General features: G+C 63.9%; 25 protein-coding genes and 1 other RNA gene. 21 read left to right on the plus strand and 5 right to left on the minus strand.

Annotation, left to right across the window (positions count from 1 at the left end):
• The first annotated feature begins 17 nt into the window (after positions 1-17).
• From AC5LXK_RS05030 to AC5LXK_RS05085, 12 genes are all read left to right on the plus strand, one after another.
• Positions 18-2,264: a VapE domain-containing protein gene (locus AC5LXK_RS05030; protein ID WP_493390586.1), complete on the plus strand. Its 2,247-nt coding sequence runs from the start codon at positions 18-20 to the stop codon at positions 2,262-2,264.
• Between the two features lie 229 nt (positions 2,265-2,493).
• Positions 2,494-3,039, plus strand: a complete 546-nt coding sequence (locus AC5LXK_RS05035; protein WP_493390587.1) for a terminase small subunit — start codon at positions 2,494-2,496, stop codon at positions 3,037-3,039.
• Positions 3,040-3,238: 199 nt separating this feature from the next.
• The gene (locus tag AC5LXK_RS05040; protein WP_493390588.1) at positions 3,239-3,493 is read left to right on the plus strand and encodes a hypothetical protein; all 255 of its coding nucleotides are present in this window, start codon (positions 3,239-3,241) and stop codon (positions 3,491-3,493) included.
• Positions 3,494-3,496: 3 nt separating this feature from the next.
• Positions 3,497-4,168 carry a hypothetical protein gene (locus AC5LXK_RS05045; protein WP_493390589.1) on the plus strand — a complete coding sequence of 224 codons (672 nt, stop codon included), beginning with the start codon at positions 3,497-3,499 and terminating at the stop codon, positions 4,166-4,168.
• A complete protein-coding gene (locus tag AC5LXK_RS05050; RefSeq protein ID WP_493390590.1) occupies positions 4,168-4,470 on the plus strand; it encodes a hypothetical protein in 303 nt (100 codons plus the stop codon). Before AC5LXK_RS05045 ends, AC5LXK_RS05050 begins: the two co-directional genes overlap by 1 nt.
• Complete coding sequence (locus tag AC5LXK_RS05055; RefSeq protein WP_493390591.1) at positions 4,445-4,996, plus strand: hypothetical protein; 552 nt, start codon at positions 4,445-4,447, stop codon at positions 4,994-4,996. The genes AC5LXK_RS05050 and AC5LXK_RS05055 overlap by 26 nt, the downstream gene beginning before the upstream one ends.
• On the plus strand, positions 4,996-5,961 hold the full coding sequence (locus AC5LXK_RS05060; protein ID WP_493390592.1) for a hypothetical protein: 966 nt from the start codon (positions 4,996-4,998) through the stop codon (positions 5,959-5,961). Before AC5LXK_RS05055 ends, AC5LXK_RS05060 begins: the two co-directional genes overlap by 1 nt.
• 1 nt (position 5,962) lies before the next feature.
• Positions 5,963-8,224 carry a lytic transglycosylase domain-containing protein gene (locus AC5LXK_RS05065; RefSeq protein WP_493390593.1) on the plus strand — a complete coding sequence of 754 codons (2,262 nt, stop codon included), beginning with the start codon at positions 5,963-5,965 and terminating at the stop codon, positions 8,222-8,224.
• Between the two features lie 315 nt (positions 8,225-8,539).
• A complete protein-coding gene (locus tag AC5LXK_RS05070; protein ID WP_493390594.1) occupies positions 8,540-8,794 on the plus strand; it encodes a hypothetical protein in 255 nt (84 codons plus the stop codon).
• Complete coding sequence (locus AC5LXK_RS05075; protein WP_493390595.1) at positions 8,760-9,230, plus strand: helix-turn-helix transcriptional regulator; 471 nt, start codon at positions 8,760-8,762, stop codon at positions 9,228-9,230. The genes AC5LXK_RS05070 and AC5LXK_RS05075 overlap by 35 nt, the downstream gene beginning before the upstream one ends.
• A 15-nt stretch (positions 9,231-9,245) precedes the next feature.
• Positions 9,246-9,374: a hypothetical protein gene (locus AC5LXK_RS05080; protein ID WP_493390596.1), complete on the plus strand. Its 129-nt coding sequence runs from the start codon at positions 9,246-9,248 to the stop codon at positions 9,372-9,374.
• 132 nt (positions 9,375-9,506) lie between these two features.
• Positions 9,507-10,400: a hypothetical protein gene (locus AC5LXK_RS05085; RefSeq protein WP_493390597.1), complete on the plus strand. Its 894-nt coding sequence runs from the start codon at positions 9,507-9,509 to the stop codon at positions 10,398-10,400.
• A 112-nt stretch (positions 10,401-10,512) separates the two neighbouring features.
• Here AC5LXK_RS05085 and AC5LXK_RS05090 read toward each other — a convergent pair whose 3' ends face one another.
• The 5 genes from AC5LXK_RS05090 to ompA form a co-directional block, all read right to left on the minus strand.
• Positions 10,513-11,757, minus strand: coding sequence for a tyrosine-type recombinase/integrase (locus AC5LXK_RS05090; protein WP_493390598.1), 1,245 nt, complete (start codon positions 11,755-11,757; stop codon positions 10,513-10,515).
• Between the two features lie 176 nt (positions 11,758-11,933).
• Positions 11,934-12,303, minus strand: a transfer-messenger RNA (tmRNA) gene (gene ssrA, locus AC5LXK_RS05095).
• Positions 12,304-12,320: 17 nt separating this feature from the next.
• Positions 12,321-13,034 carry a phosphoglycolate phosphatase gene (gph, locus tag AC5LXK_RS05100; protein ID WP_493390599.1) on the minus strand — a complete coding sequence of 238 codons (714 nt, stop codon included), beginning with the start codon at positions 13,032-13,034 and terminating at the stop codon, positions 12,321-12,323.
• A gap of 13 nt (positions 13,035-13,047) precedes the next feature.
• Entirely contained in the window at positions 13,048-13,746 is a 699-nt protein-coding gene (gene ubiG / locus AC5LXK_RS05105; protein WP_493390600.1) for a bifunctional 2-polyprenyl-6-hydroxyphenol methylase/3-demethylubiquinol 3-O-methyltransferase UbiG, read from the minus strand.
• 154 nt (positions 13,747-13,900) lie between these two features.
• Positions 13,901-14,569, minus strand: coding sequence for an outer membrane protein OmpA (gene ompA / locus AC5LXK_RS05110; RefSeq protein WP_493390601.1), 669 nt, complete (start codon positions 14,567-14,569; stop codon positions 13,901-13,903).
• Between the two features lie 528 nt (positions 14,570-15,097).
• Here ompA and gyrA point away from each other — a divergent pair.
• The 9 genes from gyrA to AC5LXK_RS05155 all read left to right on the plus strand — a co-directional run bounded on the left by gyrA (position 15,098) and on the right by AC5LXK_RS05155 (position 26,070).
• Entirely contained in the window at positions 15,098-17,701 is a 2,604-nt protein-coding gene (gene gyrA / locus AC5LXK_RS05115) for a DNA gyrase subunit A (protein ID WP_493383714.1), read from the plus strand.
• 83 nt (positions 17,702-17,784) lie between these two features.
• Entirely contained in the window at positions 17,785-18,384 is a 600-nt protein-coding gene (locus tag AC5LXK_RS05120; protein ID WP_059236858.1) for a DUF2059 domain-containing protein, read from the plus strand.
• Between the two features lie 155 nt (positions 18,385-18,539).
• Positions 18,540-19,622, plus strand: a complete 1,083-nt coding sequence (gene serC, locus AC5LXK_RS05125; RefSeq protein WP_493390602.1) for a 3-phosphoserine/phosphohydroxythreonine transaminase — start codon at positions 18,540-18,542, stop codon at positions 19,620-19,622.
• 33 nt (positions 19,623-19,655) lie between these two features.
• Entirely contained in the window at positions 19,656-20,738 is a 1,083-nt protein-coding gene (gene pheA, locus AC5LXK_RS05130) for a prephenate dehydratase (protein WP_493390603.1), read from the plus strand.
• Between the two features lie 186 nt (positions 20,739-20,924).
• Positions 20,925-21,851: a prephenate dehydrogenase gene (locus AC5LXK_RS05135; RefSeq protein ID WP_493390604.1), complete on the plus strand. Its 927-nt coding sequence runs from the start codon at positions 20,925-20,927 to the stop codon at positions 21,849-21,851.
• Positions 21,852-21,864: 13 nt separating this feature from the next.
• On the plus strand, positions 21,865-23,169 hold the full coding sequence (gene aroA / locus AC5LXK_RS05140; protein ID WP_493390605.1) for a 3-phosphoshikimate 1-carboxyvinyltransferase: 1,305 nt from the start codon (positions 21,865-21,867) through the stop codon (positions 23,167-23,169).
• A 13-nt stretch (positions 23,170-23,182) separates the two neighbouring features.
• Entirely contained in the window at positions 23,183-23,869 is a 687-nt protein-coding gene (cmk, locus tag AC5LXK_RS05145; protein WP_493390606.1) for a (d)CMP kinase, read from the plus strand.
• 142 nt (positions 23,870-24,011) lie between these two features.
• Complete coding sequence (gene rpsA / locus AC5LXK_RS05150; protein ID WP_011351335.1) at positions 24,012-25,724, plus strand: 30S ribosomal protein S1; 1,713 nt, start codon at positions 24,012-24,014, stop codon at positions 25,722-25,724.
• Positions 25,725-25,746: 22 nt separating this feature from the next.
• The gene (locus tag AC5LXK_RS05155) at positions 25,747-26,070 is read left to right on the plus strand and encodes an integration host factor subunit beta (RefSeq protein WP_011544886.1); all 324 of its coding nucleotides are present in this window, start codon (positions 25,747-25,749) and stop codon (positions 26,068-26,070) included.
• The last annotated feature ends 115 nt before the right edge of the window (positions 26,071-26,185 follow it).

Raw genomic sequence — 26,185 nt, forward strand, 5'->3', positions numbered from 1 at the left:
AAAGCTCGGTAAACATAATGAATAGTACACCTACAGAAAATACTGTCAAGCCAAGCTGTACACATTCGGATCTCGTCGCCGCGCTCGCGCCGATCGTTTCGCGCGTGCGCACGTCGACCTGTTGCGTCAAGCGCCCGGGAAAACCGCCGCAGCACATCGGCCAACCGCTGACTGCCGATCGACTCGCGCATCACGTGAATGGTGGGTCGGCCTACGGCGTGTTCCCTATGCAGCCGGGCAGCGACGTGACGCTGGTGGGGCTGCTCGATCTCGACTCGCACAAGGGCGAAACGCCGTGGCACGAAATGCAGGACACCGCCGTGCGCATCCTTACCGCCGCGTCGGCCGTCGGCCTGCAGGGCATTCCGTTCCGCTCGTCAGGCGGGGCGGGCATCCACATCTATTTCCTGTGGGACGAACCGCAGGATGCGTACAGTGTGCGCCAGACGCTGCGGCGCGTGCTCGGTACGTGCGGCCTGCAGGACGGGACGAAGGGTGTGGCCGCCGGGCAGGTCGAGTCCTTCCCGAAGCAGAGCAGTGTTCCGCACGATGGGTATGGGAACATGTTCGTGCTGCCGCTGGCCGGTAAATCGATGCCGCTCGACTCGTTCGAGCTCGATGACATGCCGAGGTCGTACATCACCGAAATGGACTGGCCGACGAGTGCGCCGGTGCCGGCCGCCGAGCGAGAGATTGTCGTGCCGCCGCCGCCGACCGCCGCGCCTGCCGAGCTTGGTGCGCTGAAGTCTGCGCTCGATGCAATCCCGAACAGCGGTGAGCGCGAGCTTGATTACGATGGCTGGCGCAATGTGCTGTTCGGCGTTCATCACGCGTCGCTCGGTTCGGACGAGGGGCTGGCGCTCATGCATGAGTTCTCGGCTCGATCGAGCAAGTACGACCCGGCGAAGACCGAGCGCGATTGGGGCTACGCTGGCAAGAATCAGGGCACGCCGATCACGATCGGCACGATCAAGGCCATGGCCGCGGCCCACGGCTGGCAGGATCCGGCGCGCGAGCCGAGCGAGGACGACTTCGACGTGGTACCGGCCGACGAACAGGAACCGCCGCGTCCGGGCTATCGCCGTAACGGGAAGGGCGAGATTCTCGCGCTCGCTGAGAATATCGTGACGGCCGTTCGCGCGCCGCTCGAGTGCGGCTGGCACATCCGATACGACGACTTCCGCGCCGAGATCATGCTCGCCGACGTGGCAGACCCGCGCGGCCTGCGCGCGTTCACCGATCCGGACTACACGCGCCTGCAGATTCAGCTTGAGCGCCGGGGTTTCCTCAAGCTCAGCAAGGAAGCGCTGCGCGACGGTGTGGGCCTCGTGGCCGACGACAACCGTATCGATTCGGCCGTCGAGTGGTTGGCCATGCAGGTGCACGATGGCGTGCCGCGCATCGAAACGTTCCTGCGCGACTACATGGCCGTCGAGGATACGGCGTACACGCGCGCGGTGTCGCGGTATCTCTGGACGGCGCTCGCCGGCCGGGTGCTGTCGCCCGGGTGCGAAGCGCCGATGGTGCCGGTGCTGATCGGTGAGCAGGGTGCCGGCAAGACGCGGGCCGTGAAGGCGCTCGTGCCGTCGCAGGAATTCTACTGCGAGCTGAAACTCGACGAGCGCGACGACAACGCGTCCCGCATGATGCGCGGCCGCCTGGTGGTCGAGCTCGGCGAGCTGCGCGGCCTGCACACGCGCGACGCCGAATCGATCAAGGCGTTCATCAGCCGCACGCACGAGAACTTCGTGCCGAAGTACAAGGAGTTCAGCGTGACGTTCGCGCGGCGGTTCCTGTTCGTCGGCACGACCAACCAGGACGAGTTCCTTGCCGACGAGACGGGGGAGCGCCGTTGGCTGCCGGTGCGCGTTGGCCGGTGCGACGTCGATCGGATCGCGGCTGATTGCCTGCAGCTGTGGGCCGAGGCCCGCGCGGCCTACGAACGCGCCGGGAATGTCGACTGGCAGGAAGCCGAGACGCTGGCGCGCGACGTGCACGCGCAGCACAAGCTGTCCGACCCGTGGACGCCGATCGTTCACGAATGGCTTGAAAGTGATGGCGAGTGCGAACTCGGTCTGCCACCGCGTGAGCGTGAATTTTTGCAAGTTCATGAGATCGCAAGCGGTCCCCTTGGAATGGCCCATGGTCGCCTGACACGCAGTGACGAAATGCGAATTGGAAAAATTTTGCGAGAAATGGGGTATTCGAAGCAACAAAAGCGGGTTGCAGGACGCCCGGTCAGAGTTTGGGTAAGGCCCGCGTAACTACCGTAGCCACCTTGCCTGTATTGGGTGGTTACGCTTAAAGCCTTATGCAGTAAGGTTTGTAGCTACCGTAGCTACCTTTTTCTATATACGTGTGCGCGATAAATAAGGGGGTTACAGGGGTTTATAGGAAACAGGGGTTACGGTAGCTACAGGTAGCTACACCCCGACGAGGCCGAAAGATGCAGGAAATTACAAGTTCGTAGTACGAATTTTAAGAGGTAGAGCCATGAAGAAACTGACTGCAAAGCAGCAGCGATTCGTCGACGAATATCTGTGCGATTTGAATGCGAGTGCGGCCGCCCGCCGCGCCGGCTACAGCGAACGGACAGCGAACGAGCAGGGTGCGCGCCTGTTAGCAAAAGTTAGTGTGCAAGAAGCGGTCAGCGCAGCAATGAGCAACCGCCGCGAACGCACGCACATCACGCAGGATCGCGTGCTGCGCGAGCTCGCGCGCATCGCGTTCTTCGACATCCGGCGTCTGTACAACGCCGACGGCACGCTGAAGCGCCCGGACCAGCTCGACGATGAGGCCGCGGCGGGCCTGGCCGGTGTCGACGTGGTCGAGCAGATGACGTACAGCGCCGACGGCGACGGCGAACTGACGGCCACGCCGACGCTCACGAAGAAGGCCAGGGTCTTCGACAAGACGACGGCGCTCACGCTGGCGATGCGCCATCTCGGCATGCTGAACGACAAGCTCGAGATCTCGAAGCGGCCGCGCGTGCGCGTGGTCGACCAGACGGGTCGCAAACCACGCGTGAAAGGCGATTGAGATCCCCATCGGCGATTTCAATTGAAGGCGTAACGCCTTGTCCGGTGGGCGTTGCGAGCCGAGCAGTATGCGAACACGGCGCGTAGCTACCCGTTGAGCTACCCACTTCCTTGTTATGGCCATGCGTTTATGGCCATAAACGCACGATTCTGCGCGGCGTCGATGGGATGCTGGCAGCGTGACCACTTTGGGGAAGGACATGGCAGCAACCCACATTTACATGGCCCCGCGCACGCGGATGGCGCTCCAGACCTGTGCGCTGCTGCGCGGCGCGTCGATGGCGCGCGTCGTCGCGGATGCCCTGGCCGAGTTCATCGAACGCCACGGGCTGCTGAAGGGTGGCGAGTGGCGGATCCGCCCGAACGCGGATCACGCGTGGGGCCGTGCGACGGCCGAGCAGGCAGAGGCGGCACGCGTGCTTGCGTGGAATGTCGAACTCATCGAGGGAGACTGATCAATGGCAGACATCGAACTGATCGAGTCGCGGCTCGTGGAAGCCCGTCAGCAGGCGGCCACGGCGCAGCGCGAGCTCGAGGAGCGCATGCTCGAGAACAACGGCGCCGAAGACGAAGAAACGGCGCAATTGCGGACCATCGTGGAAACGCACCGCTCGCGTGAGACGACGCTTATCCAGGTACGGAAGGCGGCATACGCAGCAAATAGTGCGGCGGCCCTCGCCGCACGCGCGGAAGCGGCACGGGATGGTGTCCGCGAGGCGGCCAAACTCGAACGCCAGTTTGTGAAGACCGCCGCTGCGCTCGACGTTGCGCTGACTGCGTTGCTCGTCGCTCGCAGCGAGTTCATGCAGGTCGAGGAAGAGTTGCGCAGCGTATCGGTGCGGAAGGTGCTCCTCAACGTCGGCACGCACAACAGCGACTACTTCAACGTTTCGAACAGCTGTATCGCTACCGATTTGCTTCGACGCCATATCCGGCATGTGTTTGACGAGGAGCGCGTACAACAGCCGTTGGCCGACGAGGCGCGGCGATACCATGCGAGGACCATGCGCGTGCTCGAAAGCGTCGTCAATCGTCCGGCGCCGAGCGTGTCGCGGTCGCCGTACGGAAGTGCGGCCGGCGCGGAGCTGACGAGCCATTCCGCAATCCATGCAGGCGGCGAGGAGGCGTGATGGACGGCGAACAGCAATCCGCACCCGTCGAGAAGACACCCGAGGAACGGGCCGCGGCGTTCTACTCGAACACGAAGTTCCCAGGCGCGGCCGAGCCGCCGCGCGCGCCGGTCGAGCAGCCGAAGGCATGGAGCCACGTCGACAATCTGCGCCTCAACGACGGGCAGAGCGCGCCGCAACAGGCCGCAGAGACATGTTGCTTTTTGCGAGGACGAAATAATGGCAATGCTTCCATTGGCCGCAATGGCCGGTTCGGCGCTCGGCGCTGGCAGTACGATGAGTTTGATCGCGACCGGCATTAGCGCAGCCGGCGCGCTGACGTCGGCCGCCGCGAAGTCATCGCAGGCGAACCAGCAGGCCGCCGCGCTCGACCGCAATGCCGCGTTGTCCGATCAGCAGGCGGCACAGGTCTACGCCCAGGGTGTCAATCGCGAGACGGCGCAGCGCGCGCAGGCCGGGCAGCAGCTTGGCGAGCAGCGTGCGGCCGTGGCCGAATCCGGCTTCAATCCGAACGCAGGTTCCGCGCTCGACACCCAGGTGCAGAGCGTGCGGAATGCCGAGCTCGATGCGCTGCAGACACGGTACCAAAGCATCCTGCAGGGCGGAACGCTTGAGGACCAGGCGCGGCAAGATCGGTACGCCGCACGCACGGCGCGCGCGAGCGCACGCAATGGATTGCTCGCCGGCGGTATCTCGGCGGCCGCGTCTGTGCTCGGAGGCTTCGGGGATTATGCAAAAAGCAATTCGCTCGGGCTCACGACTTCACTGAAGTCGTACGGCACCACAGCCGCCGGTAATCCCATCCTGTTCACCATGCCGGGTGCGTGATGCCGATCAAGATCCCGGTATATCAATCTCAGGTTACGCCCGCGCTGCAGCCATCCGGCGCTCGCACGCCGCTCGTTAGTGTGCCGGCCCTCACTGCGTCACTCGCGTCGCGTGCTCAGGCTGCCGGCGCAGTGGAGCAGGCGGCCGGACGCCGTGTGTCGCTGCTGACTCCAGACGAAGCACAGAAGACGCTGATCGCTGTCGACGCGCTGCCGATCGACACGAAGGCGCAAGCGTTGGCGATGATCGGGCGCTCGATGGGGAACGCTGCGCGAATCAACGATCTCGCTGAGCAATGGAAGGACAAGAGCCCCGCGATGGCGCTCGCGATGAAAGCCGGCGCGGCCGACCCTACCGGTGGCCAGTTGATGATGCAGAGTGGCACGCCGGTCGGTCAGTACATTCTTGACGGCGCGGCAGCACTATCCAACAAAACGGTGAAGGTAGACGCGGCTGCTGCGACCGGTCTGCAGGCAACGATTGCGAAGCAAATCGGCGAATCGTTGCCGCCGCAGCAGCTCGACGACGCGCGTGAGACGGCGTATTTCGCCGCGGTGGCGAGCGCGCGGAAGAGCGGCCGCGATGTGCCGAACGCGACGGACATCCTGACCGGAGTCAATGTGGCGACCGGCGGGCTGTCGAAGACCGGCGGCGTTGACCCACGTGGCGATCGCTACATGGCCGCGAAGCCGTGGGGCTGGTCAGACGATGATTTCGACGGCGGCGTCAAAGTGGCGTCGATCGCCAACATCGAGAATCAGCCCGGCGGGCGGCCAGTCGACAGCGTGGTCGCGAACGGCATGCAAATCCCCGTCGATCAGTTCATGGCGAAATTCGCGAGCTACCGCCTGCAGCGCGTTGGCATCGGCGGCACCTACACGGTGCTGACGGGTGCACGGCCCGTGACCGACACGTCTGGCGCGCCGCTGCTCATCCACCTGACGAAGCCTGTTCCGAAACGCTGATATGCCAATCGATCCCCTCTACCAAGACACAACGAACGCCTACCTCTCCGGGCAGGGCGATATTCAGTTGCCGCCGGAGCCGAAGCCGGAGCAGTCGACCGGGCTCGGCTCTGTCGGACTAGCGGTCAGCTTGGGCGCTGTCCAAGGCGCCGCGCGATTCGCTGGCGCCGCTGCAGACCTGACGGCTGCCGCAAGCCATATGTTCACCGACCCGGGCGAATTACTGCTCAACCCGCAGGCACAGGAGGAATCTGATCGGCGGCTCAGCGATATCCTGCAGAAGCAGCGCGCGGGCACTCTATTCACGTCCGCGGCCGGGCAGCGCCTTTACGACCTATCCGACATGCTGCGGCCTGACCCGAACAACACGACGACCACCGACCAGATCGTGCAAGGCGCCGTGAGCGGCCTTGTGCAGGTCGTGCCGGCGGCGGCACTCGGCGGGCCGGCTGTCGGCGCGGTAGCCGGTGGCGCATCGCTCGGCCTCGGCCGGGCCGAGGAACTGAAGCGCGAAGGTGTTGACGTCGACACGCGGACCGCGGTGGGAGGCGTCGAGGGTGCGCTCGGCGCCGTGGGTGCGGTGTTACCTGCCGGCGGATCCACGATTGCGCGTACGCTCGGGCTCGTGGCGATCGGTGGTCCGGGCATGGCGATCAGCCAGGCAACGGCAGAAAAGGCGATCCTGAGGAACGCCGGATACGGCCACCTCAGCGACCAAATGGGCGATCCTCTCGACCCGTTGAACTGGGTTCCGGCGACGCTGATGGCAGGTACTTTCGGCGGTCTACACGCAGGCGGCATGGCAATGACCGCTCGCGCGGCGCGCGCCGCAGACCCCGCAACGCCGTTGCCCACGCTAGACGTCGCTGTGCGCAAGCAGTTGCCGTACGATTCTCCGATCCTATCCTCGTACATCACGACGGTCGCGCAGCGCGAGGGCGTGCCGCCGGGCCTCATGCTCGCGCTGATTCACGCCGGTGAGCGCTCAAACTCGGGGCAGGTGTCGCCGAAGGGCGCGGCGGGTGTGTCGCAGATGATGCCCGAGAACCTGCGCAAGTACGGCGTGACCGACGCGACGGATCCGGTGCAGGCGCTCGACGGCATGGCGAAGTATCTGGCCGACACGCAGCGCCAGTACGGGGGTAACCTGCAGGCGATGATCGCCGACTACAACGGTGGCCCGAAGCAGGCGGCGGCAGTGCTGCGCGGCGAGCGTCCGCCAGCGAACGAGACGGCGGCATACCTTGATCGCGTGAACGACTATCTCGCGAACCGCGTCGGCGACGATCTTCGCTTCAATCCGTCCCCGCAGGAAGTCGACGCGGCGCTGATGTCGCGGGGGCAGCGCATTGTCGATGACGCGTACGTGTTCGGGCGACCCGACGATGTCGCGGCGATGACTGCGCATCAGGATGCTTTCGAACTGGCCGCGCGCCAGATGGACGACGGTGGCTACCCGGACGTCTCGCGCTACTTTACGGCGGACGACGTTACGCGCGCAAACGCACTGGAAGGACTGATCGCTGACGCTGAGTCGTACCGCGGCGATCTGGCGTCGACGGCCTCGAATCTGGCCGAGCCGGGCGCTGTCGCACAGGTGCGCGCCGAACTCGACCAACTGCGTGCGAACGCACCGGACACGTCGCCCGATGCGGTCAAGGAATTGACGCGCCAACTACAGGACCAGGGCACGAAGTACAAGGCAGCCGCGGTCGAGGCGCAGCGCCGCATTGATGCGGCACAGGCCGATCACGAGGCGCAGGTCGCGCGGCTGCAGGGTGTTATCCGTCAGAATGCAGAGGCGCAGCGCGCGAACGAGCAACTGCCGACGCTCGACTCGCAGATAGAGCAAATGCGCGCGGCGCGCGCAGGTATCGATGCGCCGGCCACCAGCCGCACGCAGATCGCCGACTTCGTTTCGAGCATCGCCCGCGCGCAACGCGAAGCCGACGGCGCGCCGGTAGTGCAACCTCGCAACGTGATCGCTGAGTCGGCAGGAGGAGTGGAGCTGTCGACCAACGGTGCGCCCCGCGCAACCGCCGCGCCAGCAGCCAGCACACCGAGCGCGCGCGCGATCGACGCGAACTTGCGCGATGCCGCCGCTTTGCGGTCGGACATGCAGGTGACGATCGACACGCCAGCGGGCGAGCGCACGGGCACCGTTGCCGAGTTGTTGCAGCAGATCGACGAAGAGCACGCCATGAACACGCAGGATGCCGGCCTGTTCGAAGTCGCCGCACGTTGCTTTATCTCGACGCTTTAATGTGCTGTCAGGTAGCTCCGTACATCTCGTACAGAGTTGCCTAACGTACTGATTTTGTTGCATTTTAATTCTTGGCTGCTCTATACTGAGCCCGTCGACGCACACAACGTTGACCGGGTTTGACAGCCCGAATGCATGCGGCAGACAACCGCCGCGATGGCGGTTTTTCTTCGTTTGAGAACGCGCATCTTCTATGGGTGGCGCGAGTGGAGAGGCTTCGGCCTGCCGGGTTCCGTATGCCCCGGTCTGTCAACTTCGCTCGTTGCTGCCCACCCCGTTTGACAGCGGGGCGGTGCGATCGCATACGGAGCCACCATGAACGCCAACGTTCAATCTCTTGCTTTCCCTATCGGTAGTATTCCTGATCAAGTGATGGTGTCGTCGCATGACCTTGCGGCTATCTACGCGCTGCAGGGCGAACTCCGTACGTGCATCTTTGCGCTTCGTGGCGCGTTCGCTCAGCACGTCGACCTCGACACGATACCTAGCGCTTCATGGTTTTGGCAGCGGGCCGAAGCAGCGACCGGCGAGCTCGATGCAGCGATTACCAAGGCTATCGGCCTGGACTGAAAACCGGCGCGCCCCGTCGAATGAAGCGGGGCGCTATCTGTGGCGATCGACATCGAAGGGGGTGCATGTGCCGTACGTACCGAAATCCACCAAGGCCGGCGCTGTCACGCTGACTGGCCGCGATGTGGTGCTGAGCGAGAATCTGCTCGACCTGCTCGCGGATCGAATTGCGAGCCGCGTTGCCGCGCAGCTGCGCGAGCGGGCTCCAACGCCGCCAGTAACGCGTCGTCAGTGCCCGTCGGATGTCGTTGCGCCGTCGGCGCCTACGCTTCGTCCTGACAGGCTGTACCGCATCGCTCAGGTATCGAAGATGCTCGGCGTCTGCAAAGCGACCGTCTACAACTTGGCGCGCGACGGCCGGCTCGAACTCGTGAAGATCGGTGCGCGGGCCAGTGGTGTGACAGGGAAAAGCCTGATCGCGCTGATCGAGAGCTGATCGGGAGCGCTCATCATGCATACGCACGGTCAAACGATATCGGCCGCGCTGGCGGCCGTGACGCTCTACAAGATTCGCGAGGTCATGCGGAAGGTCGGCATCTCGAAGACCACCGTTTATCGTCTGGTAAGCTGGGACTCGTGAAGATCGAGACGTGCTCGAGCTTCACCACTGCCGAAAGCGTCGACGCGTTCCTTGCAGAGATTAAAACAACCGATTGATGCTTTCGTGGGGATAATTGAGTGTCAAGAATTTTAAAGCGCGCGGGGTGGGGCGATGATTAAGGTTGCAGCATCAGTGTTTTTTATGTGTGTTTTATCTGTGGCTAGTGCCGATTCCGGTTCAATCAAAACCACCGATCACGAATCGAGCACTTCATTAAATTCAACATCAATCCAAAGTGCGAAAGATTCGGGGGCGATGCCTAGTACAGATACGCCGTTGCTCGGAAAAGACGCGGGGAAGGGTGATGCGCCTATTTTTGATAAATGGCTTGCTAAAGCGCTTGACGATCCTGTTGAATTATTTACCTTTGTTCTTGCTATTTTCACGGCCTTACTGTGGTGGTCTACGAACAAGCTTTGGAAGGAGGCAAAGGATGCGGGGGAGGTGGCGAGGATGTCTGCAGAGGCTGCAAAGGCGGCGGCCGAGGTGGCTAGAGACAGTGCCAACGCCTACATAAGCTCCGAGCGTGCATGGCTTTCCATAAATGCGATTCCATGCGAGAGATTCGAAGATAGCTATATGGACGGCGGTGGTGAAAAAGTAAATGGGTATTCATTTCACATGCAGTGGTCAAATCAGGGGAGAACGCCGGCTGTAAAGGTGAAGTTAATTATAAGAGGAATTGTTTCTGAGCCTGAGAGTCCTATTCCTGAAATGAATAGGCTGGCGGACACGAAGGGTAATTTTGTGAGTAGTTCTGTTTTTCCGAACACTACGGTTAGGAGTGGCTCATTCCCGATGTCGGATGAGATTTTGGATCGGTTGGCGAAAAGAAAGGTGAAGTTCTACCTATATGGATATGTCGAATATGAGGATATTTTTCACGCCGGGATTTTGCGTCAAACCGAAGTGATGGCTGAGGTCGTTTCGTCAGGAATTAGGGCGGATAGTGGGATGCGAAATTTTACATTTGCAATGGTTGGGTCGCAGAATACTGCGACGTGACAAGCTCACTACTACGATGAAACTGCAGTTGATCTCGTCGGAATCGCGAATCGATGCCGCGCAACCCGCGAGGGTGTTGCACAGCATCGATTCGCGCTTCGTGGGGTATGCGTCAATATGTCGCGGCGGCTGCGAGCGGGACGACGACTGCGCCGGCTTTCAGCTGGTCGAGGTAGTCGGCCCACTGCTGCATCATTTCGCGCCGCTGCGGCAGGTGAGCCGTGCGGTTGTAGGCGCGCCCGAGCGGATCCTTCACTGCGTGCGCGAGCTGCGCTTCGACGACCGCGGGCGGCACGCCGAGCACCTCGTCGAGGATTGTCCGGGCCATCGCGCGGAAGCCGTGCCCGGTCATCGTGTCGCCGTCGTAACCGAGCCGGCGCAACGCACCGTTTATCGTGTTGTCGGACATGGGCCGGTCCTTCGTGCGCACGCTCGGGAACAGGAACCGGTCGTTGCCGGTCAGCGCGTGCAGCTCGCGTAGGATCAATATCGCTTGGTCGGGCAGGGGAACGACGTGCGCCGCGCCGGACGCCTTCCCCTGCTTCGTCCGCTTCATGCGTTCGCTCGGGATCTCCCACGTCGCACCATCGAGGTTGAACTCGGTCCATTCGGCTGCACGCAGCTCGCCCGGGCGCTGGAACAGCAGCGGGCCGAGGCGGAGAGCGCATTGCACGGGGAAGGTGCCGTGATACCCGTCGATCGCGCGCAGGAGCTCGGCGACCTGCTTCGGGTCAGTGATCGCGGCCATGTGCTCAGTCTGCACCGGCGGCAGGGCGCCGCGGAGGTCGGCGGTTACGTCCCGCTTCGCGCGGCCGGTCGCCACGGCGTAGCGGCACACCTGGCTGATGTTGGCTTGCAGCCGGTGCGCCGTCTCGAGTGCGCCGCGCTTCTCGACGCGCCTGAGCGCGTCCAGTACGTCGGGCGGCTCGAGGCTGGCGATGGCAGCGCCGCCGATCCACGGGAAGGCGTCCACCTCCAGCCGGCGCAGGATCCGCGCTCCGTGGCTTTCCGACCAGCTCGCCGCGTATTTGGCATGCCACTCGCGCGCCACGGCTTCGAAAGAGTTCTCGGCGCTGAGACGCTGCGTGCGCTTCTCGGCCTTCTTTGCGGCGCCCGGGTCGATCCCGGCTGCCAGTTTGTCACGGGCCTCGTCGCGGCGCTTTCGGGCCTCGGCCAGTGCGACGGCGGGGTAGGTGCCGAGCGCCAGGCTCTTTTCCTTCCCGCTGAACCGATATTTGAGCACCCACCGTTTGCCGCCAGTCGGCTTGATCAGCAGGAACAGGCCGCCGCCGTCGAACAGCTTCTGTTGCTTGTCGGTCGGTTTGGCATTGCGGACGGCTACGTCGGTCAGGGGCATCGGCACTCCGGGTTGGGGGTTCTCAACGGGGAGTTCGACGAAGAACCCCCGATAGAACCCCCGGCAACGGGTGGCTGTAGATGGGGGTTCTTGGTGGTAGTTTGCAATAAAAAACCCCGCGGAGCCAAGCCCGGCGGGGTTTTCTGGTCAAACGTGGTGAACGTTTGGCGAGTGTTTGGTGGAGGCGGCGGGAATCGAACCCGCGTCCAGAAGCGCTCTACGACTAGTTCTACATGTTTAGTCCAGTCTTTTGATTTAACCGCAGCGACGCGGACGAACACGCTGCACTACGGCGATTCGCTAGGTTTTCGACCCTGGCGTCGCGACGCCGACAGGGCTTAACTGACGTAAATGACCTCTGGCGGTATTGCTACCGGTCTTGCGACACTAGCCCGTCAGTGAACTAGGCAGAGGACGGCGGCCGTTAGGCTGCCAGTGCGAACGTATCGTCGTTTGCAGTTACGATTTTCCCATTGATTAACGAGGTGACGGGTCCTCGACATGCCCTAGCCGCTTCACAACCCCTGTCGAAACCAGGTCGCCCCCGCGGATAAGATCTAACATTATAGCCCAACATCGCGCAGCAGTTCGCGCAGTTCCTGCGTCGTGTCGACGAGATGCTGCGCCTGCCAGTCGGCCGGCGCGACGCCGTCGCCGCAATAGCCGTACGCGGCCGCGATCGTGGCCATGCCGGCAGCGCTGCCGGCCTGAATGTCGCGCAGGTCGTCGCCGACGTAGACGATGCGCGCGGGCGCGATCGTCAACTGATCGGCGGCATGCAGCAGCGGGGCCGGGTGCGGCTTCGGGTGCGGCGTCGTGTCGCCCCCGACCACGCAGGCGGCGCGCGGCGCGAGGCCGAGCCGATCGACGAGCGGCGCGGTGAGCCGCATCGCCTTGTTCGTGACGATGCCCCAGCGCACGCCGCGCGCATCGAGTTCGTCGAGCATGTCGCCGATGCCGGGGAACAGCGTCGTATGCACGCAGAGATCCGTCGCGTAGTTGGTCAGGAATTCGTCGCGCATCGCGTCGTAGCCGGGCGTATGCGGATCGATGCCGAACGCGCCGCCGAGCAGGCCGCGCGCACCGGCCGAAGCCAGCGGTCGCAACACGTCGAGCGACGTTTCGGGCAGGCCGCGCTCGCGCTGCATCTTGTTGACGGCTGCCGCGAGATCGGGCGCCGTGTCGGCGAGCGTGCCGTCCAGGTCGAACAGTACGGCATCGCAGTGCAGCAGGCGCGGTTCGTCTGCGGCCCGTGCGATCGAAAGGGGAGTCGTCATGCCGGTCGGAGGGTCACGCGCCGCGGCGGCACGCGACGAGGTAGTTGATGTTGGTGTCGTTCGACAGCGCGAAGCGCTTGCCGATCGGGTGATATGAAATGCCCTTGATCTCCACGATGTGCAGATCGGTCGCGCGCACGAAGCCGGCGAGTTCCGACGGGCGGATGAAGCGTGCGTAATCGTGCGTGCCCTTCGGCAGCATCTGCGCGATGTACTCCGCGCCGATCACGGCGAACAGGTAGGACTTCAGGTTGCGGTTCAGCGTCGAGAAGAACACCCAGCCGCCCGGTTTCACGAGCGTCGCGCACGCAGCGACGACGTCGCCGGGCGACGGCACGTGCTCCAGCATCTCCATGCACGTGACGACGTCGTAGGTGCCCGGTTCGCGCGCGGCGATCGCTTCGGCGGCGATCGCCTCGTAGTCGACCGAAATACCGCTTTCGAGGCTGTGCAGGTCGGCAACGCCGAGCGCCTCGGTCGACAGGTCGATGCCTTTCACCTCGGCGCCGAGTCCGGCCATCGATTCCGACAGGATGCCGCCGCCGCAGCCAATGTCGAGCGCACGCTTGCCGGCCAGGTGCGCATGCGCATCGATCCAGCCGAGCCGGACCGGATTCAGGTCGTGCAGCGGCTTGAATTCGGCGTTCGGATCCCACCACCGATGGGCGAGGTCGCTGAATTTCTGGAGTTCGTGCGGATCGGCGTTGGTCATGTCGGCAAGCGGGCTACGGGAGGAGGGCAGTGCTGCGATTCGTCAGCCCCGAGTATATAAGAAGCGGACGAGCGGTGAAGCGGCGAGCGCCGGGACGGGCGTCAAAGAAAAAGCCCCGCCGGAGCGGGGCTTTGAAGCAGTCGAAAACCGCGGCTTAGTTTGCCGGAACGGTCGTCTTCTGGACTTCTTGCGTACCAACCACTTCGACTTCCACGCGGCGATCCGGTGCGAGGCAGGCGATGAGTTGCTTGCGGTTCTTCTGGTTGCAGCCAGTCGTAACCGGGTTGCGCTTGCCCTTGCCTTCCGTGTAGACCTTGTTGGCCGGCACACCCTTGCTGACCAGGTACGACTTCACGGCTTGCGCACGGCGCAGCGACAGACGGTCGTTGTACTTGTCCGAACCGATGCGGTCCGTGTAGCCCGTTGCGACGACCACTTCCGTGTTCATGCCTTCGATCTTCGCAGCCAGCTCGTCCAGCTTCTGCTTGCCCAGCGGCTTGAGCGTTGCCTTGTCGAAGTCGAACAGTGCGTCAGCTTGATACGTGATCTTCTGGCTCGTGATGGCCGGAGCGACCGGAGCGACCGGCGGCTGCGGTGCCTGGGCGACCAGTGCGCCATCGCACTTCGCGTTGGCGGTGGCCGGCGTCCAGAACGCATCGCGCCAGCAGAGCTCGTTCGTGCCGTTCATCCACACCCATTCGCCCGTGCCGTTCACCCAGTTGTCATTGACGGCTTGACGCGACGCCGGCACCGACTGTGCCGAAGCGGATGCAGCCATAACTGCGGTAGCTGCAATGAACGCGAGCTTTGAAAGTTTATTCATATTTCTCCTCTCGAAATTGAGATTACCGCAGGTTTACTGCGAGCCTGTTGACGGTGACAAGTCATACATTGCTCGAAGTATAACATTGGTGCGGCACAAAAAACGCGGGGCCGCTCCTGTGTAGACTTCGAGCAGCGTCTAACTTTCAGTGCGTTGGCATTTTGCCATATCGTTCCCTTCCTACGAAAAAAAATCCTCCCCACCCTAAGATCGCTCCAACTTTGTGGTGCATGCGCAACACCGACCTGCCGTAACTTTTAGAGATTGTCAAGAGCGTGGCGGCGAAATTGCGCGACTGCGCGCAGTTGTTTACTCGTGCGCGTGAAACAGGCGCGATTCAATTGGCTGCGACATCGCGTCGCGCGTGATTTCGGTCGATTCGCCGTGGTCGCGATTTTTGCTATTTATATATAGAGGGGGAGGCGAATTGGCGGCTGATGGGCGCATGTTAGAATCTCGCGTTGCGTTGCGCATGCAGCGCCCACGCGAAAGGCGTTCGCCGTCTTCGCTCCGAAACGATACGGATACATGGATCAATTCGCCAAAGAGACCCTGCCCACCTCCCTAGAGGAGGAAATGCGCCGTTCGTATCTCGATTACGCGATGAGCGTGATCGTCGGACGTGCCCTCCCGGATGTCCGCGATGGCCTGAAACCCGTGCACCGGCGCGTGTTGTTCGCGATGCACGAACTGAACAACGACTGGAACCGCGCGTACAAGAAGTCGGCGCGTATCGTCGGCGACGTGATCGGTAAATACCACCCTCACGGCGATACCGCGGTCTACGACACGATCGTGCGGATGGCGCAGGACTTCTCGCTGCGCTACATGCTGATCGACGGGCAGGGCAACTTCGGCTCGATCGACGGCGACAATGCCGCGGCGATGCGTTACACCGAAATTCGCATGGCGAAGATCGGTCACGAACTGCTCGCCGACATCGACAAGGAAACGGTCGATTTCGAGCCGAACTACGACGGCAACGAAACGCAGCCGTCGGTCCTGCCGTCGCGCATCCCGAACCTGCTGATCAACGGTTCGTCGGGCATCGCGGTCGGCATGGCGACCAACATCCCGCCGCACAACCTGAACGAAGTCGTCGACGCGTGCCAGCATCTGCTGGGCAACCCGGAAGCGACGATCGACGAGCTGATCGAGATCATCCCGGCACCGGACTTCCCGACGGCCGGCATCATCTACGGCGTCGCCGGCGTGCGCGACGGCTACCGCACCGGGCGCGGGCGCGTCGTGATGCGCGCGGCCACGCACTTCGAGGAGATCGACCGCGGCCAGCGGATGGCGATCATCGTCGACGAGCTGCCGTACCAGGTGAACAAGCGCTCGCTGCTCGAGCGGATCGCCGAGCTCGTCAACGAGAAGAAGCTCGAAGGCATTTCCGACATCCGCGACGAGTCCGACAAGAGCGGCATGCGTGTCGTGATCGAGCTCAAGCGCGGCGAAGTGCCGGAAGTGGTGCTGAACAACCTGTACAAGGCGACGCAGCTGCAGGACACGTTCGGCATGAACATGGTCGCGCTCGTCGACGGCCAGCCGAAGCTGCTGAACCTGAAGGAAATCCTGCAGTGCTTCCTGTCGCACCGACGCGAAGTGCTGACGCGCCGCACGATCTACGAACTGCGCAAGGCCCGCGAACGCGGCCACGTGCTCGAAGGTCTCGCGGTCGCACTCGCGAACATCGACGAGTTCATCGCGATCATCAAGGCTGCGCCGACGCCGCCGATCGCGAAGCAGGAGCTGATGGCGCAGCCGTGGGATTCGTCGCTCGTGCGCGAGATGCTGACGCGTGCCGAGGCCGAGAACGCATCGGCGGGCGGTCGCTCCGCGTATCGTCCGGAAGGCCTGAACCCGGCGTTCGGCATGCAGACCGACGGGCTGTACCGTCTGTCCGACACGCAGGCCCAGGAAATCCTGCAGATGCGTCTGCAGCGCCTGACCGGCCTCGAGCAGGACAAGATCATCGGCGAGTACCGCGAAGTGATGGCGCAGATCGCCGACCTGCTGGACATCCTCGCGCGCCCCGAGCGGATCACGACGATGATCGGCGAAGAGCTGACCTCGGTGAAGGCCGAGTTCGGCGATGCGCGTCGTTCGAAGATCGAGCTGAACGCGACCGAGCTGAACACCGAGGATCTGATCACGCCGCAGGACATGGTCGTCACGATGTCGCACGCGGGCTACGTGAAGTCGCAGCCGCTGTCCGAGTACCGCGCGCAGAAGCGCGGCGGCCGCGGCAAGCAGGCGACGCAGATGAAGGAAGACGACTGGATCGAGACGCTGTTCATCGCGAACACGCACGACTACATCCTGTGCTTCTCGAACCGCGGCCGCGTGTACTGGGTCAAGGTCTATGAAGTGCCGCAGGGCTCGCGCAATTCGCGCGGCCGCCCGATCGTCAACATGTTCCCGCTGCAGGAAGGCGAGAAGATCAACGTTGTGCTGCCGGTCAAGGAATTCTCGGCCGACAAGTTCATCTTCATGGCGACGTCGCTCGGCACCGTGAAGAAGACGCCGCTCGAGGCATTCAGCCGTCCGATGAAGAAGGGCATCATCGCGGTCGGCCTCGACGACGGCGACTACCTGATCGGTGCGTCGATCACCGACGGCGCGCACGACGTGATGCTGTTCTCGGATTCCGGCAAGGCCGTGCGCTTCGACGAGAACGACGTGCGTCCGATGGGTCGCGAGGCGCGCGGCGTGCGCGGCATGCAGCTCGAGGACGGGCAGCAGGTCATCGCGCTGCTGGTCGCCGGCAGCGAAGAGCAGACCGTGCTCACCGCCACCGAGAACGGCTACGGCAAGCGCACGCCGATCACCGAGTACACGCGTCACGGCCGCGGCACGAAGGGTATGATCGCGATCCAGACGTCCGAGCGTAACGGCAAGGTGGTGGCCGCAACGCTCGTCGACGCCGAGGATCAGATCATGCTGATCACGACGGCCGGCGTGTTGATTCGCACCCGCGTATCCGAGATTCGCGAGATGGGGCGCGCTACGCAAGGTGTTACACTCATCAGTCTCGATGAGGGTACCAAGCTCTCCGGCCTGCAGCAGATCGCGGAGGCTGAAGAGGGCGATGGCGAGGCCGACGAGGCGTCGGACGGCGAAGCCTGAAGAACGGATGAGACTCTAGCCGCCGCGGGCGAAAAGCGCCGCGGCCGGCGAGCAACCATTCATATTTCCAAAAGGGAGTGATGATGCAAAAGCAATTCAAGCAACTGGTTCTGCTGGCTGCACTGGTGCCGACGTTCGCGATGGCGCAGGCGCTGTCGAATTCCGCACCGGCTGCTCCGGCGGCAGCTGCGCCGATCGACGCCGACAAGAAGGCTGCGATCAAGGATCTGCTCGACGCGATCGACGCGCCGAAGCTCGTGTCGGCAATCGGCAACAGCGCCGAAATGCAGGCCAAGCAACTCGTGCCGGCGATCCTGTCGGACGCGCTGTCGGAAAACAAGACGCTGAACGACAAGCAGAAGCAGGCTGCCGTTCCGACGCTGCAGAAGAACTCGGTGCCGAAGCTGGTTGACGGCGCGGGCAAGGTGTTCGGCACGCAGCAGTTCCAGAACGATGCGATGTCGGCTCAGTACGACGCATACGCGAAGTACTACAGCACGTCGGAGATCAAGGATCTGACGACGTTCTACAAGAGCCCGACGGGCCGCAAGTTCATCCAGGTTCAGGATCAGGTCGGTCGCGACGTGGTCAACGGCCTGATGCAGAAGTACATGCCGCAAGCGATCCAGGCGACGCGCACGCAGGCTGACAAGGAAGTTGCAGCAGTCAAGCCGGGCAAGTAAAGCCGTCCGGGCACGCCCCCGGCCGTTCGGCCGGGTTTGGCGGGAGCCTGGCGACAGTGCGATAATGGCCGTTTGCGCGCGAGCGCAAGCGGCCATTTCTTTTCTGGCGCGTTCTGCCGGCGGCAAGCCGGTCGCGTCCCTCCGAGGTTTTCACGATGCGCGTCTTTAATTTCTCCGCCGGTCCTGCGGCGATGCCCGAGGAAGTGCTGCGGCAGGCCGCCGACGAGATGCTCGACTGGCACGGCAGCGGCATGAGCGTGATGGAGATGAGCCATCGCGGCAAGGAGTTCACGTCGATCCACGAGGGCGCGCTGACCGACCTGCGCGACCTGCTCGGCGTGCCGGCCAGCCACCGCATCCTGTTCCTGCAGGGCGGCGGCATCGCGGAAAACGCGATCGTGCCGATGAACCTGCTCGGCCCGCGCAAGACGGCCGACTTCGTCGTGACGGGGTCGTGGTCGCAGAAGTCGTTCAACGAGGCGAAGAAGTACTGCACGCCGCATCTTGCTGCAACCGGCAAGACGGAAGGCGGCTTCACGCGTGCGCCCGCGCGCGCCGAATGGCAGCTGTCGGACGATCCGGCCTACGTGCATCTGTGCACCAACGAGACGATCGACGGCGTCGAGACGTTCGAGATCCCCGATCTCGGCGACGTGCCGCTGGTCGCGGACGTCTCGTCGCACATCCTGTCGCGCCCGATGGACGTCGCGAAATACGGCGTGATGTTCGGCGGCGCGCAGAAGAACATCGGGATGGCCGGCGTGACGGTCGTGATCGTGCGCGAGGATCTGCTCGATCGCGCGCTGCCGATCTGCCCGTCGGCATTCGAATGGAAGACTGTTGCCGAGAACAACTCGCTGTACAACACGCCGCCCACCTACGCGATCTACATCGCGGGCCTCGTGTTCCAGTGGCTGAAGCGGCAGGGCGGCCTTGAAGCGATCGAGGCCCGCAATATCGAAAAGGCGAAGCTGCTCTACGACACGATCGATGCGAGCAGCTTCTATCTGAACAAGGTCGAGCCGGCAGTACGTTCGCGAATGAACGTACCGTTTTTCCTGGCCGACGAAACGCGCAACGAAGACTTCCTTGCCGGCGCAAAGGCGCGCGGGCTGCTGCAGCTGAAGGGCCACAAGTCCGTCGGCGGCATGCGGGCGTCGATCTACAACGCGGTGCCGCTCGAGGGCGTGAAAGCGCTCGTCGAGTACATGAAGGACTTCGAGCAGCGCGGTGCCTGACGGCGGCGCTGCCCAAACAGTACGGCAAAACGCATGGACGACGAACTGAATTCCCGCTTGAAACCGCTGCGTGATCGCATCGACGCGATCGATGCGCAGCTGATCGCGCTCCTGAACCAGCGCGCCGAGGTGGCGCTGGAGGTGGGCGAGGTCAAGAAGCATTTCAACGCGCCGGTGTTCCGGCCGGAGCGCGAGCTGCAGGTCATCGCGCGGCTGCAGGACATGAGCGCCGGGCCGCTCGCGAGCGAGCACATCGGCGCCATCTGGCGCGAGATCATGGCGGCGAGCCGCGCGCTCGAGCAGACGATCCACGTTGCGTTCCTCGGGCCGGTCGGTACGTACAGCGAGCAGGCGATGCTCGAGTATTTCGGCCAGTCGATCGAAGGGCTGCCGTGTCCGTCGATCGACGAGGTGTTCCGCTCGGTCGAGGCCGGTGCGTCCGCATTCGGCATCGCGCCGGTCGAGAATTCGACCGAGGGTGCCGTGTCGCGCACGCTCGACCTGCTGCTGCAGACGCAACTGCTGATCAGCGGCGAACTCGCGCTGCCCATCCATCACAACCTGCTCACGCAGGGCGGCACGCTCGACGGCGTGAAGCGTGTCTGCGCGCATGCGCAGGCGCTTGCGCAATGCCAGCAGTGGCTGGCGGCGAATGCGCCGCAGCTCGAGCGGCAGGCCGTGGCGAGCAACGCGGAGGCCGCGCGTCTCGCGGCGGCCGATCCGACCGTCGCGGCGATCGCGGGCGACCGCGCGGCCGCGCACTATGGATTGCAGATCGCGTTCTCGCTGATCCAGGACGATCCGCACAACCGCACGCGCTTCGTGATCGTCGGCAAGCAGCCGGCGGGCCAGAGCGGTCACGACCAGACGTCGCTGATCGTGTCGGTGAAGAACGAGCCGGGCGCCGTGTTCAAGCTGCTCGAGCCGCTTGCGCGGCACGGCGTGTCGATGACGCGCTTCGAGTCGCGTCCGGCGCGCGTCGGCACGTGGGAGTATTACTTCTACATCGACATCGAAGGGCACCGGGACGATGCGTCGGTTACGGCCGCGCTCGCGGAACTCGGCCAGAAGGCCGCATTCCTCAAGATACTCGGTTCGTATCCGCGCGCACGCTGATGCGCGGTGGCCCGGCGCCTGCTCGTGCAGGCGTGGCGGCCAGGCGGGCAGGGCAGGCCGGTCGGCGCTGCCGAAGGCGGGTTCGGGCGGCATCCGGTGCAGGTTGCGCCGGGTGCGGGCCCGTTGCCCGGAATCTGGAATTCCGCGTGCGGGGTGTCGTTTCGCACGCGTAACTTGGCTCTTGTCGTGTCAGGCTTTGCATTCAACAAACTGGTCATCTTCGGCGTCGGCCTGATCGGCGGGTCGCTGGCACGCGCGTTGCGCGAGCGTGCGCCGGGAGGCGCGGGCGAGATCGTCGGCGTGGGTCGTTCTCGCGCCTCGGTCGAGCGCGCGCTGTCGCTCGGCGTGATCGATCGCGCCGCGGCGCTCGACGACGATGCGCAATTGCGCGACGCACTGGCCGGCGCCGATCTCGTCCTGCTGGCCGCGCCCGTCGCGCAGACAGGCCCGTTGCTCGCACGCATCGCGCCGTGGCTCGACGATGCGACGATCGTCACCGACGCGGGCAGTACCAAGTCCGACGTCGTCGCGGCTGCGCGCGATGCGCTCGGTGCGCGGATCGTGCAATTCGTGCCGGGGCATCCGATCGCCGGCCGCGAGTCGAGCGGCGTCGAGGCCGCATTGCCGGACCTGTACGTCGGCCGCAACGTCGTGCTGTGCCCGCTACCGGAGAACGCGACGGAATCCGTTGCGCGAATCGACGCGATGTGGCGCGCGACCGGCGCCGACGTGCGCACGATGAGCACCGAACAGCACGATCGCGTGTTTGCGTCGATCAGCCATCTGCCGCACGTGCTGTCGTTCGCGCTCGTCGAGCAGATTCTCGGCGAGGCCGACGCGGAACTGAAATTCTCGTACGCGGCGGGCGGCTTCCGCGATTTCACGCGCATCGCGGCGTCGAATCCGGAAATGTGGCGCGACGTGTGCGTCGCGAACCGCGCGGCGCTGCTCGACGAGCTCGACGGCTACACGCGCGTGCTGACGCGGTTGCGTGCGGCGATCGATGCCGGCGACGGCGAGGCGCTCGAAGCCGTGTTCACGCGCTCGCGCGCTGCACGCAAGGCATGGCAGGAGCGCGGCGGTGCGCCCGCCGCCGAACCGGTCAAGAAATAACAGGACGATTCCCATGGACTATCTCGATCTCGGCCCGTACTCCAGCGCATCGGGCACCGTGCGCCTGCCCGGCTCGAAGAGCATTTCGAACCGCGTGTTGCTGCTCGCGGCGCTGGCCGAAGGCGAAACGACGATCACCAACCTGCTCGACTCCGACGACACGCGCGTGATGCTCGACGCACTCGACAAGCTCGGCGTGAAGCTGGCGCGCGACGGCGACACCTGTGTCGTCACCGGCACGCGCGGTGCGTTTACCGCAAAGACGGCCGACCTGTTCCTCGGCAACGCGGGCACGGCCGTGCGACCGCTGACCGCCGCACTCGCGGTGAACGGCGGCGACTACCGCGTGCACGGTGTGCCGCGCATGCATGAGCGGCCGATCGGCGATCTCGTCGACGGCCTGCGGCAGATCGGCGCGCAGATCGATTACGAACTGAACGAAGGCTTCCCGCCGCTGCGGATCAAGGCTGCGGCGATCTCGGTCGACGCGCCGATCCGCGTGCGCGGCGACGTGTCGAGCCAGTTCCTCACGGCGCTCCTGATGACGCTGCCGCTCGTGAAGGCGAAGGACGGCCAGACCGTCGTCGAGATCGACGGCGAGCTGATCTCGAAGCCGTACATCGACATCACGATTCGCCTGATGGAGCGCTTCGGCGTGATCGTCGAACGCGACGGCTGGCAACGCTTCGTCGTGCCGGCCGGCGTCCGCTACCGCTCGCCGGGGCGGATCATGGTCGAAGGCGACGCGTCGTCCGCGTCGTACTTTCTCGCGGCCGGCGCGCTCGGCGGCGGCCCGCTGCGCGTCGAAGGCGTGGGGCGGGCGAGCATCCAGGGCGACGTGGGCTTCGCGAACGCGCTGATGCAGATGGGGGCGAACGTGACGATGGGCGACGACTGGATCGACGTGCGCGGCATAGGCCATGACCACGGCAAGCTCGAACCGATCGACATGGATTTCAACCTGATCCCCGATGCGGCGATGACCATCGCGGTTGCCGCGCTGTTCGCGAACGGCACGAGCACGCTGCGCAACATCGCGAGCTGGCGCGTGAAGGAGACCGATCGCATCGCCGCGATGGCGACCGAGCTGCGCAAGGTCGGCGCGATCGTCGAGGAAGGTCCCGACTATCTCGTCGTCACGCCGCCGGAAAAGCTCACGCCGAACGCGGCGATCGATACGTACGACGATCACCGGATGGCGATGTGCTTCTCGCTCGTCAGCCTGGGCGGCGTGCCCGTGCGGATCAACGATCCGAAGTGCGTCGGCAAGACGTTCCCCGACTATTTCGACCGCTTCGCCGCGCTCGCCAAAGCCTGACCCGACTGTTCCGATGAAATCGACCCGACCCTTTCACCCGACTCCCGTCATCACGATCGACGGCCCGACCGCTTCCGGCAAGGGCACCGTCGCGGCGCTCGTCGCCGCGCACCTCGGCTTTCACCTGCTCGACAGCGGCGCGCTGTACCGGCTCGCCGCGCTCGCGAGCGTGCGCTACGGCATCGCGGGGGAGGACATCGACGCGCTGGTGAAGCTGATCGACGACCTGCACATTACGTTCCGTGAGGGCTGCGCGCAGCTCGACGGCGTCGACGTGTCGAACGACATCCGTGCCGAGGCGGTCGGCAATCGCGCGTCGGCCATTGCCGTGCACGGGCCCGTGCGCACCGCGCTCGTCGCGCGCCAGCGCGCATTCCGCAAGACCCCGGGCCTCGTCGCCGACGGCCGCGACATGGGCACCGTGATCTTCCCGGACGCCGTGCTGAAGGTGTTCCTGACGGCCAGCGCGGAGGCGCGCGCGACCAGACGGCATAAGCAATTGATGCAAAAAGGTTTTTCTGCTAATATAGATGACTTGCTCCGGGATCTTCGTGAACGTGACGCGCGCGACAGCAATCGCGCAGCCGCGCCGCTGAAGCCCGCAGCAGATGCCAGGCTGCTCGATACGTCGGCACTTTCGGTCGATGAAGCCGTCGACCAGGTGCTGCAGTGGTACCGGGCACTCGGCCAGCCCGCCTGAGAAGGCGGGTAGCGGTAGGTGCTCCGCGTCGCAAGCGCGGAGCGTGTTTCGAACCCTTAACCCCGTGTGGTCCTCGATCTGGCCCTTTCAGCCTGCCATTCCGGCCGGCGTGGCACAGCGAGCCATGCACAATCAGATTTTTATGTCCGACCTGCAAACCTCTACCCCGAATACTGAATCTTTCGCGGCTCTGTTCGAAGAGTCGCTGACCCGCCAAGACATGCGCGCCGGCGAAGTGATTTCCGCCGAAGTCGTGCGCGTCGACCACAACTTCGTGGTCGTCAATGCAGGCCTGAAGTCCGAGGCTTACATTCCGATCGAGGAATTCCTGAACGATCAGGGCGAGGTTGAGGTGCAGTCGGGCGATTTCGTGTCCGTCGCGATCGACGCACTCGAAAACGGCTACGGCGACACGATCCTGTCGCGCGACAAGGCGAAGCGCCTTGCATCGTGGCTGTCGCTGGAAAAGGCTCTCGACAACAACGAACTCGTCACCGGCACGATCACCGGCAAGGTGAAGGGCGGCATGACCGTGATGGTCAACGGCATCCGCGCGTTCCTGCCGGGTTCGCTGGTCGACACGCGTCCGGTCAAGGACACGACCCCGTACGAAGGCAAGACGCTCGAGTTCCGCGTGATCAAGCTCGATCGCAAGCGTAACAACGTCGTGCTGTCGCGTCGTGCAGTGATCGAAGCAACCCAGGGCGAAGAGCGCGCGAAGCTGCTCGAGACGCTGAAGGAAGGCGCGATCGTCAACGGCGTGGTCAAGAACATCACCGACTACGGCGCGTTCGTCGACCTCGGCGGCATCGACGGCCTGCTGCACATCACCGACATCGCATGGCGTCGTGTGCGTCACCCGAGCGAAGTCCTGTCGGTTGGCCAGGAAGTCACCGCGAAGATCCTCAAGTTCGACCAAGAGAAGAACCGTGTCTCGCTGGGCATCAAGCAACTGGGCGACGATCCGTGGGAAGGCATCTCGCGCCGTTACCCGTCGGGCACGCGCCTGTTCGGCAAGGTCACGAACATCACCGACTACGGCGCATTCGTCGAAGTGGAATCGGGCATCGAAGGCCTCGTCCACGTGTCGGAAATGGACTGGACCAACAAGAACGTTGCGCCGTCGAAGGTTGTCCAGCTGGGCGACGAAGTCGAAGTCATGGTTCTCGAGATCGACGAAGACCGTCGTCGTATCAGCCTCGGCATGAAGCAGTGCAAGCCGAATCCGTGGGATGACTTCAGCCGCAACTTCAAGAAGGGCGACAAGATCACGGGCGCAATCAAGTCGATCACCGACTTCGGCGTGTTCATCGGTCTGCCGGGCGGCATCGACGGCCTGGTCCACCTGTCGGACCTGTCGTGGAGCGAAACTGGCGAAGAAGCTGTTCGCAAGTACAAGAAGGGCGACGAAGTCGAAGCCATCGTGCTCGGTATCGACGTCGAGAAGGAACGCATTTCGCTCGGCATCAAGCAGCTCGAAGGCGACCCGTTCAGCAACTACGTTGCAATGAACGACAAGGGCTCGATCGTTGACGGCGTCGTGAAGACGGTCGATGCGAAGGGTGCGGTCGTTACGCTGACGGGCGACATCGAAGGCTACCTGCGTGCGTCGGAAATCTCGCAGGATCGCGTCGAAGATGCACGCAACGTGCTGAAGGAAGGCGACAAGGTCAACGCGATGGTGATCAACATCGATCGCAAGTCGCGCGGCATCAACCTGTCGATCAAGGCGAAGGATTCGGCTGAACAACAGGAAGCGATCCGCGGCCTGCAGTCGGACTCCAGCGCTGCTGCGACCGGTACGACCAACCTCGGCGCGCTGCTGAAGGCGAAGCTCGACGGCCAGAACCAGTAAGCCTCACGAGGTCTGCTGAAGTATGACCAAATCCGAGTTGGTCGCGCAGCTGGCATCGCGATTTCCGCAACTTGTCCTCAAGGATGCGGATTTCGCGGTGAAAACGATGCTCGATGCGATGTCCGACGCCCTGGCGAAAGGGCATCGCATTGAAATTCGGGGTTTCGGCAGCTTTGGCCTCAACCGTCGCCCGGCGCGCGTCGGACGCAACCCGAAATCGGGGGAGAAAGTGCAGGTGCCCGAGAAGTTCGTGCCGCACTTCAAGCCTGGCAAGGAGTTGCGCGAACGTGTCGACGGCCGCGCCGGTGAACCGCTGAAGGCTGACGATCCGGACGACGATCGTTGAACGTCGTTCGGTTTGCCCGGAACCTGTCCGGCGAAGGCTGAAAAGAAAAGCGCCCCTTGCGGGCGCTTTTTTCATTTCCGGCGGCGGCCGTGCAACGGGCGCGCGCAGGATGTGC

This window comes from Burkholderia pulmonis (genome assembly GCF_984667975.1).